Raw genomic sequence first — 19,804 nt, 5'->3', positions numbered from 1 at the left:
ACGCGGGGGTTGTCGCAGCGGGATTTGGCGCGGTTGTCGCGGTCGGGTCTGGCGGTGTTGGAGACTGCGGACGCCCTGGCCATGCTCGACGCCGCGACCCGTGTCGACGCCCCCGCTGTGGTGGCGGTCGCCCTGGACGGCGCGGCACTGAGGGAACGGGCCACCGCGGGAGACCTGCACCCGGTGCTGCGTGACCTGGTGCGCGTCCCGGTCCGGAGGGCGGCTGTGCAGGCCACCGCCGGTGCCGACGGGACGCTCGCCGCGCGGCTGGCCGCCCTGCCCGTCGCCGAGCGGCGCGGCGCGGTCACCCAGGTCGTGCTGGAGCAGGTGGCCGACGTCCTCGGGCACGACTCGACCCGTACGGTCGGGGCCGAGCGCGCCTTCAAGGACCTCGGCTTCGACTCGCTCACGGCCGTCGAGCTGCGCAACAGGCTCAACGGCGCGCTGGGGCTGCGACTCCCGGCGACGCTGATCTTCGACTACCCGACCCCGGACGAGCTCGCCGCCATGGTGCAGACCGAGTTGTTCGGCGCCGAGCAGGGCGACGACGCCCCGGCTCCGGTGGTCGTCCGAGCCGACGAGCCGATCGCCATCGTGGGCATGAGCTGCCGCTACCCGGGTGGGGTCAGCTCCCCGGAGGAGTTGTGGCAACTCCTGGCCGAGGGGCGGGACGGCATCACGCCGTTCCCGGACGACCGCGGCTGGGACGTGGAGGCGTTGTACCACCCGGACCCGGCCCACCCGGGGACGACGTACAGCACCAGCGGTGGCTTCCTCGACCGGGTGGGCGACTTCGACGCCGGCTTCTTCGGCATCTCCCCCCGGGAGGCGCTGACCATCGACCCGCAGCAGCGACTGCTGCTGGAGGCCAGCTGGGAGGCGGTCGAGGGGGCCGGCCTCGACCCGGCGGCGCTGCGCGGCAGCCAGACCGGCGTCTTCACCGGCGTCATGTACAACGACTACGGCTCCCGGGTCCGGCAGGTGCCTCGCGACGTGGAGGGCTACCTCGGCAACGGCAGCGCGGGCAGCGTCGCCTCCGGCCGGGTGTCCTACACGTTCGGGTTCGAGGGCCCGGCGATGACCGTGGACACGGCCTGCTCGTCGTCGCTGGTGGCGATCCACCTCGCGGCACAGGCGCTGCGGCGCGGCGAGTGCAACCTGGCGCTGGCCGGCGGCGTGACCGTGCTGGCCACCCCGCAGGTCTTCGTCGAGTTCAGCCGCCAGCGGGGCGTCGCCGCCGACGGTCGCTGCAAGTCCTTCTCGGCGGAGGCCGACGGGGCCGGCTGGTCCGAAGGTGTCGGCATCGTGCTGCTGGAGCGGTTGTCGGACGCGCGGCGTAACGGGCATCAGGTTCTGGCGGTGGTGCGGGGTTCGGCGGTGAATCAGGATGGTGCGTCGAACGGGTTGACGGCGCCGAATGGTCCGGCGCAGCAGCGGGTGATTCGGGCCGCGTTGGCGGACGCGGGTTTGTCGGCGTCGGATGTGGACGCGGTGGAGGCGCACGGTACGGGGACCCGGTTGGGTGATCCGATCGAGGCGCAGGCGCTGCTCGCGACGTACGGGCAGGACCGGGAGCGGCCGCTGCTGCTCGGGTCGTTGAAGTCGAACATCGGGCACACGCAGGCGGCTGCCGGCGTGGGTGGTGTGATCAAGATGGTGCAGGCGATGCGCCACGGCGTGCTGCCGCGCACCCTGCACGTCGACGAACCCACCCCCGAGGTCGACTGGACGGCGGGTGCTGTCGAACTCCTCGCCGAGCAACTCGACTGGCCCGAGGCCGACCGGCCGCGCCGAGCCGCGGTGTCGTCGTTCGGCGTCAGCGGCACCAACGCGCACGTGATCCTCGAGGCGGCGGTCGCCGAGGAGCCCGCCGAGGAACCGGCACCCGACACCACCGGGCCGGTCCCGCTGGTGCTCTCCGGACGGGACGCCGAGGCATTGCGCGGGCAGGCGGAACGGCTGCTCTCGTACCTCACCGCGCGGCCGGAGGTCGCCCTCGGCGACGTCGCGTACTCGCTCGTCGGCCGTTCGGCCATGGAACACCGCGCGGTGGTGTGGAGCGACGACCGGGCCGAGGCCCTGGCCGGGCTCACCTCCCTGGTCGAGCAGACCCCGTCGGCGCAGGTCGTCACCGGCGCCGGCCGAGACACCCGGGCCGTGTTCGTCTTCCCCGGGCAGGGGTCGCAGTGGGTGGGCATGGCTCGCGAGTTGGTCGACGGCGACGCGGTCTTCGCGGCGCGGATGACGGAGTGCGCGGCGGCGCTGCGCGAGGTGGTCGAGTGGGACCTGTTCGAGGCGCTGGGTGACGAGGAGGCGCTGCGGCGGGTGGACGTGGTGCAGCCCGTCCTGTTCGCCGTGATGGTGTCGTTGGCGGCGGTGTGGCGTGCGCGCGGCGTCGAGCCGGTGGCCGTGGTGGGGCACTCGCAGGGCGAGATCGCGGCGGCGTACGTGGCGGGGGCGTTGTCGCTGGAGGACGCCGTACGGGTGGTGGCGCTGCGGAGCCGGTTGATCGGTGCGGTGCTGGCCGGGCGTGGGGGCATGGTGTCGGTGCCGCTGCCGGTGGCCGAGGTCGACGCGGCACTGGGTCGTTGGGACGGCCTGGTGTCGGTGGCGGCGGTCAACGGGCCGACCTCGACGGTGCTCTCCGGCGACCCGCAGGCGTTGGACGAGGTGTTGGTCCAGTGGGAGCGGGCCAGGCGGATCCCGGTCGACTACGCCTCCCACTCCGCCCAGGTCGAGTTGCTGCGCGACGACCTGGTCGCGGTACTGGCGGACATCGCGCCGCGGGCCGCCGAGGTGCCCTTCTACTCCACGGTCACCGCCGAGTTCGTCGACGGCACCGGCCTGGACGCCGAGTACTGGTACGAGAACCTGCGCCGGCCGGTCCGCTTCGACGAGGCGGTACGGGCGCTCGACGATCACCTCCTCATCGAGTGCAGTGCCCACCCGGTGCTGGTCCCGGCCGTGGACGGACGGGCCGTGGGCTCGCTGCGCCGTGGTGAGGGGGGTGGGCGGCGACTCGGGTTGTCGCTGGCCGAGGCGTGGGTCGCCGGCGCGGGCGTGGACTGGCACACAGTCGTCCGGGGCCGGCGGGTGGAGCTGCCCACGTACGCCTTCCAACGCCGCCGCTACTGGCTCGACGCCGGGGAGTCCCTCGACGTCTCCACCGCCGGCCTCGACGCGGTGGAGCACGCCATGCTGGGTGCGGCGGTCCCGTTGGCCGGCTCCGACGGTCACGTGTTCACCGCACGGGTCTCCGCCCGCAGTCACCCCTGGCTCGCCGACCACACCGTGCGCGACACGGTCCTGGTGCCGGGCACCGCGTTCGTGGAGTGGGCGATCCGGGCCGGCGACGAGACCGGGTGCCCGCTGGTGGAGGAGCTGACCATCACGGCGCCGCTGGCCCTGACCGGGTCGGGAACGGCGCAGGTGCAGGTGGCGGCCGGTGCCGCCGACCCGTCCGGCCGCCGGCCGCTGACCGTGTACGCCCGGGTGGGCGGCGGCGAGGACTGGGTCCTGCACGCCACCGGTACCCTCGCGCCACTGGTCGAGGCGCCGGGCGACGCGCTCACCGAGTGGCCGCCGGCCGGAGCCGAACCGCTGGACGTCACCGACCTGTACGACCGCCTCGCCGCCTCCGGGCTCGGCTACGGACCCACCTTCCAGGGCGTACGGGCGGCGTGGCGGCGTGCCGACGAGGTCTTTGCGGAGATCGCGCCGGCGGGCGAACTGACCGTGGCCGGATACGGCCTGCACCCGGCGTTGCTCGACGCGGCGGTGCACGCCGCCGCGCTCGGTGCGGAGCTGGGCGAGCCGAAACTGCCGTTCACCTGGAGCGGTGTCGCCCTGCACGCCACCGGCGCGGCCATGCTGCGGATCCGGATCACGCCGACCGGGGAGGACTCCTTCGCCGTCCTCGCCGCCGACGCGCACGGCGCTCCGGTCGTCACCGTCGACTCGCTGCTGGTACGCACCATGACCGAACCCGTGGACCGGCCCGGCGACCACCTCTACCAGTTGGTGTGGTCCCCGCTGCCGGAGGCCACCGCGGCCGCCACACCCTCCTGGGTGTCGGTCGGCGGGAGTGGCCCGGACAACGTCGCCGACCTGGCGGAGCTGGGCGCGGCCCTCGACGCGGGCGCTCCGCTGCCGGCGTTGGTGGTGGCTCCGCTCGCCGGCTCGGCCGGGTCGGACCTGGCCGACGCCGCGCGGCACAGCACCGGGCTGGCACTCGACCTGGTCCAGGGCTGGCTCGCCGAGGACCGGTTCGCCGACGCCCGCCTGGTCCTGGTGACCAGGGGCGCCACCGGTGAGCGGATCGAGGACCCGGCGGCGGCCGCCGCCTGGGGCCTGGTCCGGTCGGCGCAGTCGGAGCACCCCGGGCGGTTCGTCCTGCTGGACACCGACACCGACCAACCGTACGGCCAGCTCGTCGACGCGGTGGCCGCGCACGACGAGCCGCAACTGGCCCTGCGCGGTGGGCGGGCCCACGCGCCCCGGCTGGTCCGGGCGCCCCTCCCGACGGCCGGCGACGGCCCGACCTGGGCACCGGACGCGACGGTGCTGGTCACCGGTGGCACCGGCGCGCTGGGCGGCCTGGTTGCCCGGCACCTGGCCGAGACCCACGGCGTACGCCGATTCGTGCTGGCCAGCCGGCGCGGACCGGCCGCACCCGGCGCGGACGACGTGGTGGCGGAGTTGTCGGCGCGGGGCGCCGAGACGGTGGTGGTGGCCGCCGACCTCGGCGACCGGGACGCGGTGGCGGCGCTGCTCGACGCGTACCCGGTGGACGTGGTGGTCCACACCGCCGGCGTGCTCGACGACGGCCTGATCGGCTCGCTCGACCGGGACCGGATCGACGGGGTCTTCCGCTCCAAGGTGGACGCGGCCGTGCACCTGCACGAGCTGACCCGCGAGCGGGGCCTGCGCGGGTTCGTGCTCTTCTCCTCGGCGGCCGGGGTCTTCGGCACACCGGGGCAGGGCAACTACGCCGCGGCGAACGCGTTCCTCGACGCGCTGGCGGCGCATCGGCGGGCCGACGGTCTGCCGGCGACCTCGCTGGCGTGGGGGCTGTGGCAGGAGAGCAGTGACCTGACCGATGGGCTCGTCGACACCGACCGCAACCGGCTCGCCGGGGCGGGAGTGGTCGCCATGACCTCGACGCAGGGCCTGGCCCTGCTCGACGCGGCGGTGGCGCTCGACGAGCCGGCCGTGGTGCCGGTCCACCTGGACCGCGCCGCGCTGCGGGGCCGGGCCGAGGCCGGGACGCTCCCGGCCCCGTTGCGAGGGCTGGTGCAGGTCAGCTCCCGGCGGGCCGCGTCCGGGGAGGCGGCCCGCCACACCCTGACGCAGCGGATCGAGCGGCTGCCGGCCGCCCAGCGGCACCAGGTGCTCGTGTCGACGGTGCTCGCGGAGACCGCGGCGGTGCTCGGCCACCAGCCGGGGGACACCGTCAAGGCCGGGCGCGACTTCAAGGAGCTGGGCTTCGACTCGCTCACCGCGTTGGAGTTGCGCAACCGGTTGAACGGGGTCACCGGCCTGCGGCTGCCGGCCAGCCTGGTCTTCGACTACCCGACCCCGCGGGCGCTGGCCGACCACCTGCTCGCCGAGTTGGCCCCGGCCGCGCCACCCGAGCCGACCACGGACGACGGCGACACCGACGTCCGGGCGACGTTGGCCACCATCCCGGTGCAGGCGCTGCGCGAGAGCGGGCTGCTCGACCAGTTGCTGAAGCTCGCCGGCCACCGGGCGGGCGACGAGCGCAGCACCGACGACCACATCGACGCGATGGACGAGGACGCCCTGGTTGCCATGGCGCTCGGCACTGATTCCTGACGACGCCCCCGAGCGGAGGAACACAATGACTGGTTCGGACAATCGGGTTCTCGATGCCCTCCGGGTGTCGCTGAAGGAGACCGAACGGCTGCGGCGGCAGGTCGAGGCCAGCCGCGAGCCCGTCGCCATCGTGGCGATGAGCTGCCGCTACCCGGGCGGCGTCAGCTCGCCGGAGGACCTGTGGCGGTTGGTGTCGTCGGGCACGGACGCCATCGGCGACTTCCCCGACGACCGGGGTTGGGACCTGGACAACCTCTTCGACGACGACCCGGAGCGCACGGGTCGCAGCTATGTACGCCAGGCCGGGCTGCTGCCGCGCGTCGCCGACTTCGACGCGGCATTCTTCGGTATCTCGCCGCGCGAGGCGGTGACCATCGACCCGCAGCAGCGGCTGTTGTTGGAGACCGCCTGGGAGGCGTTCGAGCGCGCCGGCATCGACCCGGTCTCGGTGCGCGGCAGCCTGACCGGGGTCTTCACCGGCGTCATGGCCGGCGGGTACGGCGTCCGGCAGATGATCTCGCCCGGCGCGGCGGGGGAGTACGAGGGCTACCTGGCCAACGGCAACGCGGTGGCCGTCGCGGCCGGGCGGGTGGCGTACACCTTCGGTCTGGAGGGGCCGGCCATGACCGTGGACACGGCCTGCTCGTCGTCGCTGGTGGCGATCCATCTCGCGGTGCAGGCGCTGCGTCGGGGCGAGTGCTCGCTGGCGCTGGCCGGCGGGGTGACGGTCATGTCCAGCCCGTCGTTCTTCATCGAGTTCAGCCGGCAGCGGGGTCTCGCACCGGACGGGCGGGTCAAGGCGTTCAGTGCCGCCGCGGACGGCACCGCCGGGGCGGAGGGCGTGGGGCTGCTCCTGCTGGAGCGGCTGTCGGACGCACGGCGCAACGGGCATCAGGTTCTGGCCGTGGTGCGGGGTTCGGCGGTGAACCAGGATGGCGCGTCGAACGGGCTCACCTCCCCGAACGGGCCGGCGCAGCAGCGGGTGATCCGGGCGGCGCTGGCCGACGCGGGTCTGACGACCTCGGACGTGGACGCGGTGGAGGCGCACGGTACGGGCACCCGGTTGGGTGATCCGATCGAGGCGCAGGCGCTGCTGGCGACGTACGGGCAGGACCGGGAGCGGCCGTTGTTGTTGGGGTCGTTGAAGTCGAACATCGGGCACACGCAGGCGGCTGCCGGTGTGGGTGGTGTGATCAAGATGGTGCAGGCGATGCGCCACGGTGTGCTGCCGCGCACCCTGCACGTGGACGAGCCCTCCCCGCAGGTGGACTGGTCGGCGGGAGCTGTCGAGCTGCTCACCGAGGAGACGTCCTGGCCGGCGGTGGACCGGCCCCGGCGCGGCAGCGTGTCGTCGTTCGGGCTCAGCGGGACCAACGCGCACATCGTGGTGGAGCAGGCCCCACCGGAGGAGCCGGTCGACGCGCCGGCCGACGCGCCGGTCCCGGCCCTGGTCCCGTGGCCGGTCTCGGCTCGCGACGACGCCGGGCTGCGCGGGCACGCCGAACGGTTGCACGCCTTCCTCGCCGACTCCGACGCCGCACCTGTCGACGTCGGGTGGTCGCTGGCCACCACCCGCGCCGCCCTGGACCAGCGCGCGGTGGTGCTCGGCGCCGACCGGCCGGCGCTGCTCGCCGGCCTCACCGCGCTGGCCGAGGGTACGCCGGACCCCGCCGTCGTCCAGGGCGGCGTGGTCGACGGCGGGGTGGTCTTCGTCTTCGGCGGCCACGGCTCACAGTGGACCGGCATGGCGGAGAGCCTGCTGCGGCACCCGGTCTTCGCCGAGCGGGCGCGGGAGTGCGCCACGGCGTTCGCGCCGTACCTCGACTTCCCCCTCCTCGACGTGCTGCTCGGCAGTCCGGGCGCCCGGAGCCTGGACGACCTGGAGGTGGCCCAGCCGGCGCTGTTCACGGTGATGGTCTCGCTGGCGGCGCTCTGGCGGTCGTACGGGGTGCATCCGGCGGGCGTGATCGGCCACTCGCAGGGCGAGCTGGCCGCCGCACACGTGGCCGGCGGGCTGCCGCTCGCCGACGCCGCCCGGGTGATCGCCCTGCGCAGCCAGTTGATCGTCGCCGAGCTGAAGGGTGCGATGGCCTCCGTGGTGCTCCCCGTCGAGCGGGTACGCGAGCGGATGGCGCGCTGGGGCGACCGGCTCACGGTGGCCGGGATGAACGGGCCGAAGGCGACCACCGTCGCCGGTGACCTCGCCGCCGTGGAGGAGTTCGTCGCCGCGTGCGTGGCCGACGACCTGCGTGCCCGGGTGGTCTCCGCGACGGCGGCGACGCACTGCGCCGAGGTCGACAGCATCCGCGAGCCCCTGCTCGACCGGCTCGGCCGGCTCTCTCCCGTCTCGTCCGAGATCGCGTTCTACTCGACGGTCACCCCGGGCCCGCGGGACACGGCCGAGCTGGATGCCGAGTACTGGTTCGACAACTGCCGGCAACCGGTGGACTTCGCCGGCGGTGTCGAGGCCCTGCTCGCCGACGGTTTCCGGATCTTCGTGGAGTGCAGCCCGCACCCGGTGCTGACCATGGCGCTCCAGGGCATCGTGGACGAGGCGGGCGTGGAGGCCGCCGTGCTCGGCTCGCTGCGTCGCGACGAGGGGGACCGCTTCCCGACCTCGCTGGCCGAGGCGTACGTCCGGGGTGTCGATCTCGACTGGACGGCCGTGTACGGCGGCGCGCGCCGACGGGTGGACCTACCGACGTACACGTTCCAGCGGCGCCGTTTCTGGCTCGACGTGGTCGGGCCCGCCGAGCAGGACGCGGCGGCCCTCGGGCTGGCCGCTCCGGGGCATCCGCTGCTCGGTGCGGCCGTGGCGCTGCCCGGTTCCGACGGCTTCCTGTTCACCACGCGGTTGTCGCTTCGTACCCACCCGTGGTTGGCCGACCACGCGGTGCACGACGTCGCGATCCTGCCCGGTACGGCCTTCGTGGAGCTGGCGCTGCACGTCGGTGAGCAGGTCGGCTGTGACCTGGTCGACGAGCTGACCATCCCGGCCGTGCTTGCCCTGCCCGCCGAGGGTGGGGTGCGGCTCCAACTGGTGGTCGGTCCACCGGAGGAGGACGGGCGCCGCCCGCTGACCGTGTACGGCCAGCCCGACACCGCGTCCCCGGACGCCTCGTGGACGCCGCACGCGGTCGGCACCCTGGTCCCCGCCGCCGGGACCGACGCGGTGTCGCTGACCCAGTGGCCGCCACCCGCGACCGAGGTGGACCTCGACGACGCGTACGACCGGCTGGCGGAGAGCGGGTTCCGGTACGGCCCGGCGTTCCGGGGCCTGCGCCGGCTGTGGAGTGCCGACGGGGACGTCTACGCCGAGGTGGCCCTGCCGGAAGGGCTCGACCCGGACGGCTTCGGCCTGCACCCCGCCCTGTTCGACGCGGCACTCCAGGCGGCCGTGGTGGCCGACCTCGCCGCCGGGTCGGGCACGCTCAGCCTGCCGTTCTCCTGGAGCCGGGTCGCCCTGCACGCGGTGCGGGCCTCGGCGCTGCGGGTGCGGATCACCGCGGCCGGTCCGGACGGGCGTCGGGTCGACGTGTGTGACGCCGAGGGCGCGCCGGTCGCCTCGGTGGCCGCCATCGTGGCCCGGCCGCTGACCGGTGAGCAGCTCGACGTCCCCCTCGACACCCGGGCTGTCGTCGACAACTCGCTGTTCTCGCTCGGGTGGGTCCCGCTGCCGGAGCAGCCGACCGTGGACGCGCTCGTCGTCGACGATGTGGCCGACCTGCCGGACGAGTTGCCGGACGTCGTCGCGGTGGCCCTGGCGGCGTCGGACGTCCGGCCGGCGAACGAGGCCGCGCGGGCGTACACCGGTCGGGTGCTCGCCCTGCTCAACGACTGGTTGGACGACGAGCGGTCCGAGCTGTCCACGCTCGCGGTGGTCACCAGCGGCGCGGACGCCGATCCCGCCCAGTCGGCCGTGCACGGGTTGGTCCGGGCGGCGCAGGCGGAGCACCCGGACCGCTTCGTCCTGGTCGACGTGGACGTACCGGGGGAGATGGCGCTCGTCGGCGCCGCCGTGGCGTCCGGCGAGCCGGAGGTGGCCGTGCGCGACGGGCGGCTGTACGCGCGCCGACTGTCCCGCACCGTCGCCGGCCCCGCGTTCGGCCGGATGCCCGACCCGGAGGGGACGGTGCTGGTCACCGGCGGCGGCGGTGGCATCGGCCGGCTGCTGACCCGGCACCTGGTCACCGAGCACGGCATGCGTCACCTGGTGTTGGCGTCTCGCCGCGGCGCGGACACCCCCGGTGCGGCGGATCTCGTCGACGAGCTCGGCCGGGCTGGCGCCCAGGTGCGGTTCGAGGCCTGCGACGTGTCCGACCGGGACGCGCTGGCCGGCCTGCTGCAGCGGCTCGACCGGCCGTTGACCGCCGTGGTGCACGCGGCCGGAGTGCTGGACGACGCGCTGCTGTCCGCGCAGACCCCGAAGCGGGTCGACACGGTCTTCGGCCCCAAGGTGGACGCGGCGACGTACCTGGACGAGCTGACCCGCGACGCCGACCTGAGCGCCTTCGTGCTCTTCTCCTCGGCGTCCGGCACCTTCGGTGCGCCGGGTCAGGCCAACTACGGTGCGGCGAACGCCTTCCTCGACGCGCTCGCTGTCCGGCGCCGGGCCGCCGGGCTCCCGGCCACCTCGCTGGCCTGGGGTCTGTGGGAGGAGCAGAGCGACATGGCCGGGCACCTCGACCCGGAGGAACGCCGCCGCCAGATGGCCCGCAGCGGCATCCGCCCGTTCTCCGCCGCGGAGGGGCTGGCGCTGTTCGACGCGGCGATGCTCCGCGACGAGGCGGTACTCGTGCCTGTCGGACTGGACCCGAACAGCATGTCGTCCGCGCTGCTGCGCGACCTGTCGGGCACCCGCCGACGGGTCGCCGCCGCCGCGGCCGGAGACGGCGGGACGCTTGCCGAGCGCCTCGCGGCGATGCCGGCGACGCGCCGCGAGCAGGCCCTGGCCGACCTCGTGTACGCCCAGGTGGCGGCGGTGCTCGGGCACGGCTCGGAGACGACGCTGGACCCGGTCCGGCCGTTCCGCGACCTGGGCCTGGACTCGCTGACCGCGGTGGAGCTGCGCAACCGGCTCAGCACCGCCACCGGGCTGCGGCTCTCCGCGACCATGGTGTTCGACCATCCCACCCCGGCCGAGTTGCTGGCCTTCCTGCGCGGTGAGCTGATCGGTGCCGAACCGACGCCGGCCGAGCGGCTGCACGCCGAACTGGACCGGTTGGACGAGGCGCTCGACGCGCTCGACACGACCGACGCCGACCGGTCCGCGCTCGTCACCAGGCTGCGCACCCTGCTGGCCCGCCACGGTGGCGACAGCCCGGGTCAGGCGGGTCTGGTGACCGCCACCGACGACGAGATGTTCGCGCTCATCGACCGCGAGATCGGCGTCGGATGACCCGCCCCGACCTGCTGCCGGCCTGAGGAGACTGATTCCCCTTGCGAGTCCTTTTCACGTCGTTCGCCATGGAGACCCACTTCCTCAGCATGGTGCCGCTGGCCTGGGCCATGCGGACCGCCGGGCACGAGGTGCGGGTGGCCAGCCAGCCGGGGCTGACCCGGGCCATCACCGCCGCGGGGCTGACCGCCGTGCCGGTCGGCGAGGACCACGGTCTGCTCGACGCGGTGCTCGGTGTCAGCGACGGGGCCGACGGCAGCTGGAACTCCGTGGACCTCGACCCGGCCCGGCCGGAGGTGCACAGCTGGGAGTTCCTCAAGGCGATCAACGGCATCCTGCCGGAACGCTTCTTCGCCCAGGCGAACAACGACTCGATGGTCGACGGGATGGTCGAGTTCGCCAGGTCGTGGCGCCCCGACCTGGTGGTCTGGGAGCCGTTCACCGTGGCGGGCGCGATCGCGGCCCGGGCCGTCGGCGCGGCCCACGCCCGGCTGCTGTGGGGTGCCGACCTGCTGATCGACCTGCGGGCGCGGTTTCTGAGCCAACTCGGCGACCGCCCGGCCGGCGCCGCGCACGACGCGCTCGGCGACTGGCTCGGCGGGCTCCTCGACCGGTACGGGCTCGACTTCCACGAGACAGTCGTCCGAGGACAGTGGACCATCGACACCCTCCCGGCGAGCATCCGAATGCCGTTGGGCGAGCCGACCGTGCCGGTGCGGTACGTGCCGTACAACGGGCCGGCGGTGGTGCCCGACTGGCTGCGCGTGCCCCCGGCGCGTACCCGGGTCTGCCTGACGCTCGGGCTGACCGCCCGCGACGGCGCGGACTACCTGCTCGGCTCGCTCGACGGGCTCTTCGACGCGGTGGGCGACCTGGACGTCGAGATCGTCGCCACCCTCAACGCGGCGCAGCGGGAGCAGGTCTCTCGGCTTCCCGACAACGTGCGAGCGGTGGACTTCGTGCCGCTGCACGCGCTGCTGCCGACCTGCTCCGCGGTGGCCCACCACTGTGGTGCCGGCACCTGGTCCACCGCGGCGTACCACGGCGTGCCGCAACTGATCTCGCCGATGGTCTTCGAGAACTCGTACCGGGCGCGGCGCACCGCCGAGGTGGGGGCGGCCCTGGTGATCCCGCAGTCCGAGCTGACCCCCCAGGCGTTACGGGACGGCCTGCTGCGGGTGCTGACCGAACCGCGCTTCGCCGAGGGGGCGGACCGGCTGCGTCGGGAGTCGATGAGCGACCCGACACCGAACGACGTGGTGCCGACGCTGGAGAAGCTGACCCTCCAGCACCGGGACCTGGACGCGTGACATCCGTGCAGCAACAACCTGGGGAGATGCCATGAGAGTGCTCATCGTCGCACTGGGAACGATGGGGGACGTCGCCCCGTACACCGGGTTGGTGCCCCGGCTGCGGGAGGTGGGGCACGAGGTGGCCATCGCCGCGTACCCGCGCTTCGCGGATCTGGTGCGGGCCGCCGGGGCCGAGTTCCGGGAGATGCCCGGCGATCCGGCCGTGGTGGGGGAGTGGACGCAGGCGGAGAACTCGTCGCAGGCGATGCGGGGGATCACGGCGAAGACCCTGGAACTCGGTGAGTCGATCCTCACCGCGGCCAAGGAGGGCGCCGACGTCCTGCTGCTGTCCATGCCGGCGCAGCAGGGCGTACACGTTGCCGAGAGTCTCGGCATCCCCAGCATGGGCGTGTTCCTCCAGCCGGTCTTCCCGACCGCCGACCACCCGCCGTCGTTCATCGGCACCGGCGGCTCGCTCGGCGCGTGGGGCAACCGGGCCAGCGGGCATCTGCTGCTCGGTGTGATGGGACGGCTCGTCTCCGGTGCCACCCGGCAGCTGCGCTCGCGGCTGGGCCTGCGGCCCCTGAGCCGCCGGGAGTTGGGCGCGCAGATGGACGCCTGGCCGGTGCTGCACGGCTACAGCCCCAGCGTGCTGCCGCGCCCCGCGGACTGGCGTCCCGCGCTGGAGGTGGCCGGCTACTTCTGGCCCGCCGTGCCGGCGGGTTGGGAACCGCCGGCCGAGCTTGTCGACTTCCTCGCCGCCGGCCCACCGCCGGTGTACGTCGGCTTCGGCAGCCGGAAGATCTCCGACGCGGCGCGGATCGCCGAGACCGTGGACGAGGCGCTGCGCCGGGTCGACGCGCGGGGCGTGATCCACGCCGGTTGGGGCGACCTGACCGGTCGCTCGGAGCGGACGATCACGATCGGGGAGACCCCGCACGAGTGGCTGTTTCCGCGGATGGCCGCCGTGGTGCACCACTGCGGGGCGGGCACCACCGCCGCCGGGTTGCGGGCGGGCGTGCCGACCGTCGGCGTGCCGATCCTCGGTGACCAGCCCTTCTGGGCGGGTCGGGTGGTCGGGCTCGGCGCCGGACCAGCCCCGGTGCCCTATGGCAAGCTCTCCGCCGACCGTCTCACCAAGGCCCTCTCGGCCGCACTCGGTGACCCGTCGTACCGGTCGGCCGCCGCCGGGTTGCGCGACCGGATCGCCACCGAGGACGGGGCCGGGCACGTGCTCGCCGCCCTGGACCGACTCCACTGACCTCTCCCGGGACCTGGACCGAAAGGACTGCGCATGTACGTGGCACGAGTCGGAATTGTCGGCTGTGGCACCATGGGCGCTGGTATCGCCGAGATCAGCGCTCGAGCCGGCGTCGACGTCCGAGTGGTCGTCTCCCGCCCGACCTCCGCCGACCGGGCCCGCGCCCGGATCACCGGGTCGCTGGGCCGGCTGGTCGCCAAGGGGCGGTTGACCGAGGCGGACCGGGACGCGACCCTCGGGCGGATCAGCTTCGTGACCGAGCTCGACGCGCTTGCCGACCGGCAGCTCGTGATCGAGAGCATCACCGAGGACGAGCCGGCCAAGCTCGCCCTCTTCAAGGAACTGGACCGGGCGCTGCCGCAGCCGGACGCGGTCATCGCCTCCAACACCTCCTCCATCCCGATCCACCGGCTGGCCGAGGTCACCAGCCGGCCCGAGCGGGTCGCCGGCATCCACTTCTTCAACCCGGTGCAGGTGCTGCCGCTTGTGGAGCTGGTGGCCTCCGAGACCACCGGCGAGCACGCCCGCCGCACCGTGCACCGGTTCGCCGCCGAACAACTCGGCAAGCAGGTGGTCTGGTCGCCGGACCGGGTCGGTTTCACGGTCAACGGGCTGCTCATCCCGTTCCTGTTGAGTGCCGTCCGGATGGTCGAGTCCGGGCTGACCACGGCGGAGGCGGTGGACCAGGCGATGAAGCTCGGCTGTAACCACCCGCTGGGGCCGCTGGAGCTGGCCGACCTGATCGGGCTGGACGTCGTCGCCTCGACCGCCGACGCGCTGCACCGGGAGTTCCGTGAGCCCCTGTACGAGCCGCCGGAGCTGCTGCTCCGCCTGGTGGCAGAGGGGGCGATCGGTCGCAAGGCCGGCCGTGGCTTCCACACCTACCCGCGCTGAGACGCACGAGACAACGAGGAGGCCCCCATGCGGGCACTGATCGTCGGTGGCGGGGTGGCGGGTGCCGCCGCGGCCATCACCCTGCGGAGGATCGGCTGGGATCCGGTCGTGTTCGAGGCGTACGGGAGGTCGGCCCACGACGTCGGCGCCTACCTCTTCCTCGCCTCGAACGGGCTGGACGCGCTGGACTCCTTCGGGATGAAGGACGAGATCGTGCGGCGCGGCCTGGACATGAGGTCGGTCGTGGCGTATTCGCACGCCGGCCGCCGGCTGGGCTCGTCGCCGTTCGGGCGGCATCGCGCCGACGCGACACCCACCCAGATGATCAACAGGACGGACCTGTACGGCGCGCTGCTGGAGGAGGCGCAGCGCCAGGGTGTGCCGGTCGAGTACGGCAAGCGGTTCGTCGACCTCAAGGAGACCGACGACGGGGTACGCGTCTTCTTCGACGACGGCGGCTCGGCTGACGGGGACGTCGTGATCGGCGCCGACGGGGTCTGGTCCAGGGTCCGGGAGACGGTCGACCCGGGCGGTCCTGCCCTGGAGCCGACCTGCATCGTCGGGGTGGGTGGCCGTACCGGCGTGCTCGACGTGCCCGGCGAACCGGGCGACTTCCAGACGTTCTTCGGCACCCAGGCGTTCTTCGGCTACGTCCGGCAGCCCGACGGCACGGTGCAGTGGCTGGCCACGCCCGCCATCGACACCCCGGAGGCCGCCGTGGCACTGGCCGCCCTGCCGGCCGAGCAGTGGCGGGCGGAACTGCTCCGAATGCTGGAGGTCGACCGGACCCCGGCGCCGCGGATCGTGGCGGAGACCGTCGAGTCATACCCGCCGAGCGTGGCCCAGGCGTTGCCGAACGGCCGGCCCTGGTTCACCGACCGCGTGGTGCTTCTCGGGGATGCCGCCCACCCGGTGCGTCCCTCGATCGGCCAGGGCGCGTCGATGGCCCTGGAGGACGCCGCCACGCTCGCCCGTTGCCTGCGGGACACGCCGGACCTGCGCGGGGCGTTCGACAGGTACGAGCGCGTCCGGCGGGGGCGGATCGAACACGTGATCAAGATCGGTATCGAGATGGACACGCGGATGCGGACGAACAGCCGCACCGAGGCGTTCGTGCGCAACCTGGCGGTGTCGGTGGCGCTCTGGTACGAGGGCCGGACCCTGCGGCGCAGGGGTGAGCTGACCGGCGGCGACATGGCCGGCCTGTGGGGACATCACATCGACTGGGATCAGCCGGTAACAGCCTGACCGCCGGGGGTGGGGTTTCCACCGCCGTTTCTGCCTGGTTCGCCGGCCGCCCCGTACCGATGATTCCAGAGAGAACCGCGCGTCCGCCGACCACGAGTTCCGGGCGCGCCGAGAGACGCCGCGGTGACGGCCGGGCGTCCGCGTCGGTGTTACGAGCCCAACGCGCCGAACCGGCGGGACCCGGCAGAACCGGGTTCCGCCGGCACGGGCGGTGACGGAAGGGCCGCGACGCGGTCGTACGACCGGACACCGAAGCCGGGACCGGCCTGACCATCGACAGGTGAGCGGAGAGACATGAGTGGACCCATGCACGTCGCGGTGGCCTTCGACCTCGGCTTCGTACCGTGGACGGTGGCGACGATGAGATCGGTCGCGGCGGCCGGGATCCCGCCGGGCGGCGCGGTGACCTGGTGGCTGATGCCGGCACCCGACGTCCCCGCGGAGGTGCTCGCCGCCGTCGTCGAGGAGGGCGGGCGCGTCGGCGACCCCCAGGTGCTGCGGGTGCCGACCGAGCTGGACGAGCTGCCGCTGTCGTCGTGGCGGATGATGTCGTCCCGGATCTCCAACGCCGCCTACTATCGGCTGCTCCTGCCCGATCTGGTGCCCGACTCCGTGGATCGGATGCTCTGGCTGGACTCCGACGTGATGTGCACCGGCGACCTCACCGAGCTGTGGCAGACGGACCTGGAGGGCGCGTTGCTCGGCGCCGCTGTCGACATCGGCTCCCCGACCGTCGGCGCGGCGACCGGCATCCCGGGCCTGGACCCGACGGTTGGCCGGCTCACGAAGCGCAGCGACTACTTCAACTCCGGCGTGCTCCTGATGGACCTGCCCCGCTGCCGCGCGGCGGAGCTGTCCACCCGGTCGCTGGACTACATCCGGACCAACTCCGGGAAACTCCGCTTCGCGGTCCAGGACGCGATGAACGTCGCCGTGGACGACAGCTGGCTGCGCCTCGACCCGCGCTGGAACGACATGGACTTCTTCCGGTTCGAGCAGGAACTCGGCGCGGTCGACGAGACCCGGATCATCCACTTCGCCGGCAAGAAGAAGCCGTGGCAGGAGTCCTTCCCGGACGGCCCGCTCAGGGACCGCTACCTGACCTACCTCCCGCGGACCCCGGACCTGACCGCAGCCCGGTAGCGCAGCCGCGCTCCGCCCTGACACCCGGAGAGATCCGTGAACAGAGCACCCTGGTACTACGACGTCGACGCCCTCCGGGCGCAGTTCCCCGCCCTCAAGGCCGGGTCCGCCCACTTCGACGGGCCGGGCGGGACCCAGATTCCGCAGCCGGTCATCGACGCGATGGCCGAGGCGATGGCCAACCCGGTGTCCAACCGCGGCGCGCACACGGCCGGCGAGCGCAACGCCGAGGCCATCGTCGTGCAGGCCCGCCGGGCTCTCGCCGACCTGCTCGGTGCGACGCCGGAGGGGATCGTCTTCGGCCGCGGCGCCACGCAGGTCACCTACGACATCTCCCGGGCGTTGAGCCGCGACTGGGGCCCGGGCGACGAGGTGGTGGTCACTCGGCTCGACCACGAGGCCAACGTCCGACCCTGGGTGCAGGCGGCCGAGCGGCGCGGCGCCACGGTTCGCTGGGCGGACTTCGACCCCACCACCGGCGAGCTGACACCCGAACACCTCGCCGCCGTGCTGTCCGACCGGACCCGCCTGGTCGCCGTCACCGCCGCGTCGAACCTGATCGGGACGCGACCGGACGTCGCCGCGCTCTCCCGCCTCGTCCACCAGACGGACGCCCTGTTCTACGTGGACGCGGCGCACTACAGCGCCCACGCCAGCGTCGACCTGGACGCCTTCGGCGCGGACCTGCTCTCCTGCTCCTGCTACAAGTTCCTCGGCCCGCACCTGGGCGTCCTCGCCGCCCGCCCCGAGCTGCTGCACGATCTGCGACCGGACAAGCTGGTGTCCGCCACCGACGACGTGCCGGAGCGGTTCGAGCTGGGCATCCTGCCCTACGAGGTGCTCGCGGGCGCCCGCGCCACAGTCGACTTTCTCGCCGGTCTGGGCCCGCTGCGCGACGGCGACCGGCGGGCGCGGCTCGCCTCGGCGTTCGACGCGGTCGAGGAGCACGAGGACGCACTACGGGTACGCGCCGAACGCGGGCTGGCCGAGCTGCCGGGGGTCACCGTGTACTCCCGCGCCGCCCGGCGTACGCCGACCCTGCTGCTGGGCGTCGCGGACCACCACCCCCGCGACGTGCACCGCTACCTCGCCAGCCAGGGCGTTGACGTGGGCTCGGGGACGTTCTACTCCGTCGAGGCGTCCCGGCGGCTCGGGTTGGGCGAGACCGGCGGTGTCCGGGTGGGGCTGGCGCCCTACACCTCCGAGGAGGACATCGACCGCCTGCTGGAGGGCCTGGCCGCCTACCTGAGCGGGAGCCGCTGACCCGGTTCGGGCGGTACTCTTCCTCGACGATTGGAGCTGTGATGACGAAGACCACTGTGGACGACGTGTGGGTCCGTAGCTTCCACCGCGGCCCGGAGAACGGGCCGACACTCGTCTGCTTCCCGCACGCCGGCGGGTCGGCGAGCTACTTCACCTCGTTCTCGGCCGAGTTGCGGTCGACTCTCCAGGTGCTCGCCATCCAGTACCCGGGCCGCCAGGACCGGCTCCGCGACCGCTGCCTCAGCAGCATCGTCGAGTTGGCCGAGGAGTCGTACCGGGCGCTGCGCCCGCTGCTGGACCGGCCGGTGGCGTTCTTCGGCCACAGCATGGGGGCGATGATCGCCTTCGAGGTGGCGACCCTGATGCGGGAGCGGCTGGACGCGGCACCGACCATCCTCTTCGCCTCCGGCCGCCGGGCGCCCTCCCGGTTCCGGGACGAGAGCGTGCACCTGCGTGACGACGCCGGCCTGATCGCCGAGCTGAAGACCCTCAGCGGCACCGACAGCCGGATCCTCGACGACGAGGACGTGCTGCGGATGATCCTGCCCTCGATGCGCAGCGACTACCGTGCGGTGGAGAGCTACCGCTACCGGCCCGGGCCGCCGTTGACCTGCCCGATCACGGCGATCATCGGCGAGGACGACGGCAAGGTCAACCAGGACGAGGCCCGTTCCTGGGGCGACCACACCACAGGCGAATTCCGCCTGCACGTCCTCCCCGGCGGCCACTTCTACCTGGCCGAGCAGCGACAGGCCGTCGCCGACCTGGTCGCCCGGCAGTTGCTCGCTCCGGCGTGAGCACGCCCGTCGGTCCGGTGGGCGGGTTGGTTCCCGCCGGTGTGGTGGTCGTCGAGGCGTTCGGGCACCGCGACGACGTGGTGCTCATGCCCGAGGAGGAGATGGTGGTGGCGCGCGCCGTGGACAAGCGGCGCCGCGAGTTCGCCACCGCCCGGCACTGCGCCCGGGCGGCACTCGGTCGGCTCGGCTTCGACCCGGTGCCGATCCTTCCCGGCCCCCGGGGCGCGCCGGGGTGGCCGGACGGCGTGGTCGGCAGCATCACCCACTGCGAGGGCTACTGCGCGAGCGCGGTGGGCCTGCGCCGGGAGGTGGCCGCGCTCGGCGTCGACGCCGAGCCCGCCGCCGCGCTGCCCGAGGGGGTGCTGGAGGCCATCGCGCTGCCCGAGGAGGAGTTGGCCGTCCGACGGCTGGCCGTCACGTACCCGGAGGTCCCCTGGGACCGGCTGCTGTTCAGTGCCAAGGAGTCGGTGTACAAGACGTGGTTCCCGGTGACCGGCCTGTGGCTGGACTTCCACGAGGCACGGATCGACCTGGACCCGTCCGGTGTCTTCACGGCCACCCTGCTCAGGCCGGTGCCCACCGACTGCGTCGTTCCGCTCGCCCGGCTGGGTGGGCGATGGCGGATCCGGGCCGGTCTGGCCGGCACCGCCATCGCCGTACCCAGCTGAGACCT

Annotated in this window: 10 protein-coding genes; all 10 read left to right on the top strand. The window is 73.6% G+C overall.

Annotated elements, in window-relative coordinates; genetic code table 11:
* Positions 1 to 54 precede the first annotated feature (54 nt).
* The gene (locus tag AB0B57_RS26505; RefSeq protein WP_357075239.1) at positions 55 to 5,835 is read left to right on the top strand and encodes a type I polyketide synthase; all 5,781 of its coding nucleotides are present in this window, start codon (positions 55 to 57) and stop codon (positions 5,833 to 5,835) included.
* Positions 5,836 to 5,860: 25 nt separating this feature from the next.
* A complete protein-coding gene (locus AB0B57_RS26500; RefSeq protein ID WP_357075236.1) occupies positions 5,861 to 11,233 on the top strand; it encodes a type I polyketide synthase in 5,373 nt (1,790 codons plus the stop codon).
* A gap of 41 nt (positions 11,234 to 11,274) precedes the next feature.
* On the top strand, positions 11,275 to 12,543 hold the full coding sequence (locus AB0B57_RS26495) for an activator-dependent family glycosyltransferase (RefSeq protein ID WP_357075233.1): 1,269 nt from the start codon (positions 11,275 to 11,277) through the stop codon (positions 12,541 to 12,543).
* 31 nt (positions 12,544 to 12,574) lie between these two features.
* Positions 12,575 to 13,786 carry a glycosyltransferase gene (locus AB0B57_RS26490; RefSeq protein WP_357075230.1) on the top strand — a complete coding sequence of 404 codons (1,212 nt, stop codon included), beginning with the start codon at positions 12,575 to 12,577 and terminating at the stop codon, positions 13,784 to 13,786.
* A 33-nt stretch (positions 13,787 to 13,819) separates the two neighbouring features.
* Positions 13,820 to 14,680: a 3-hydroxybutyryl-CoA dehydrogenase gene (locus AB0B57_RS26485; RefSeq protein WP_357075227.1), complete on the top strand. Its 861-nt coding sequence runs from the start codon at positions 13,820 to 13,822 to the stop codon at positions 14,678 to 14,680.
* A gap of 27 nt (positions 14,681 to 14,707) precedes the next feature.
* Positions 14,708 to 15,928: an NAD(P)/FAD-dependent oxidoreductase gene (locus tag AB0B57_RS26480; protein ID WP_357075225.1), complete on the top strand. Its 1,221-nt coding sequence runs from the start codon at positions 14,708 to 14,710 to the stop codon at positions 15,926 to 15,928.
* A 294-nt stretch (positions 15,929 to 16,222) separates the two neighbouring features.
* Positions 16,223 to 17,071 (top strand): glycosyltransferase family 8 protein, encoded by an 849-nt coding sequence (locus tag AB0B57_RS26475; protein ID WP_357075221.1) that lies wholly within the window; start codon positions 16,223 to 16,225, stop codon positions 17,069 to 17,071.
* Between the two features lie 36 nt (positions 17,072 to 17,107).
* Entirely contained in the window at positions 17,108 to 18,334 is a 1,227-nt protein-coding gene (locus tag AB0B57_RS26470; protein WP_357075218.1) for a cysteine desulfurase-like protein, read from the top strand.
* Between the two features lie 41 nt (positions 18,335 to 18,375).
* Positions 18,376 to 19,131 (top strand): alpha/beta fold hydrolase, encoded by a 756-nt coding sequence (locus AB0B57_RS26465; RefSeq protein WP_357075215.1) that lies wholly within the window; start codon positions 18,376 to 18,378, stop codon positions 19,129 to 19,131.
* The gene (locus AB0B57_RS26460; protein ID WP_357075212.1) at positions 19,128 to 19,799 is read left to right on the top strand and encodes a 4'-phosphopantetheinyl transferase superfamily protein; all 672 of its coding nucleotides are present in this window, start codon (positions 19,128 to 19,130) and stop codon (positions 19,797 to 19,799) included. Before AB0B57_RS26465 ends, AB0B57_RS26460 begins: the two co-directional genes overlap by 4 nt.
* Positions 19,800 to 19,804: the final 5 nt, after the last annotated feature.

Source organism: Micromonospora sp. NPDC049101 (assembly GCF_040648675.1).
In the GTDB taxonomy this organism is placed as follows: domain Bacteria; phylum Actinomycetota; class Actinomycetes; order Mycobacteriales; family Micromonosporaceae; genus Micromonospora.
This window is presented reverse-complemented; position numbering and strand designations above follow the sequence as displayed.

Bases quoted from the DNA above. Each gene is read 5' to 3' on its own strand.
- AB0B57_RS26500 (WP_357075236.1), top strand. From the start codon at position 5,861: ATGACTGGTTCGGACAATCGGGTTCTCGATGCCCTCCGGGTGTCGCTG.
- AB0B57_RS26490 (WP_357075230.1), top strand. From the start codon at position 12,575: ATGAGAGTGCTCATCGTCGCACTGGGAACGATGGGGGACGTCGCCCCG.
- AB0B57_RS26485 (WP_357075227.1), top strand. From the start codon at position 13,820: ATGTACGTGGCACGAGTCGGAATTGTCGGCTGTGGCACCATGGGCGCT.
- AB0B57_RS26480 (WP_357075225.1), top strand. From the start codon at position 14,708: ATGCGGGCACTGATCGTCGGTGGCGGGGTGGCGGGTGCCGCCGCGGCC.
- AB0B57_RS26475 (WP_357075221.1), top strand. From the start codon at position 16,223: ATGAGTGGACCCATGCACGTCGCGGTGGCCTTCGACCTCGGCTTCGTA.
- AB0B57_RS26465 (WP_357075215.1), top strand. From the start codon at position 18,376: ATGACGAAGACCACTGTGGACGACGTGTGGGTCCGTAGCTTCCACCGC.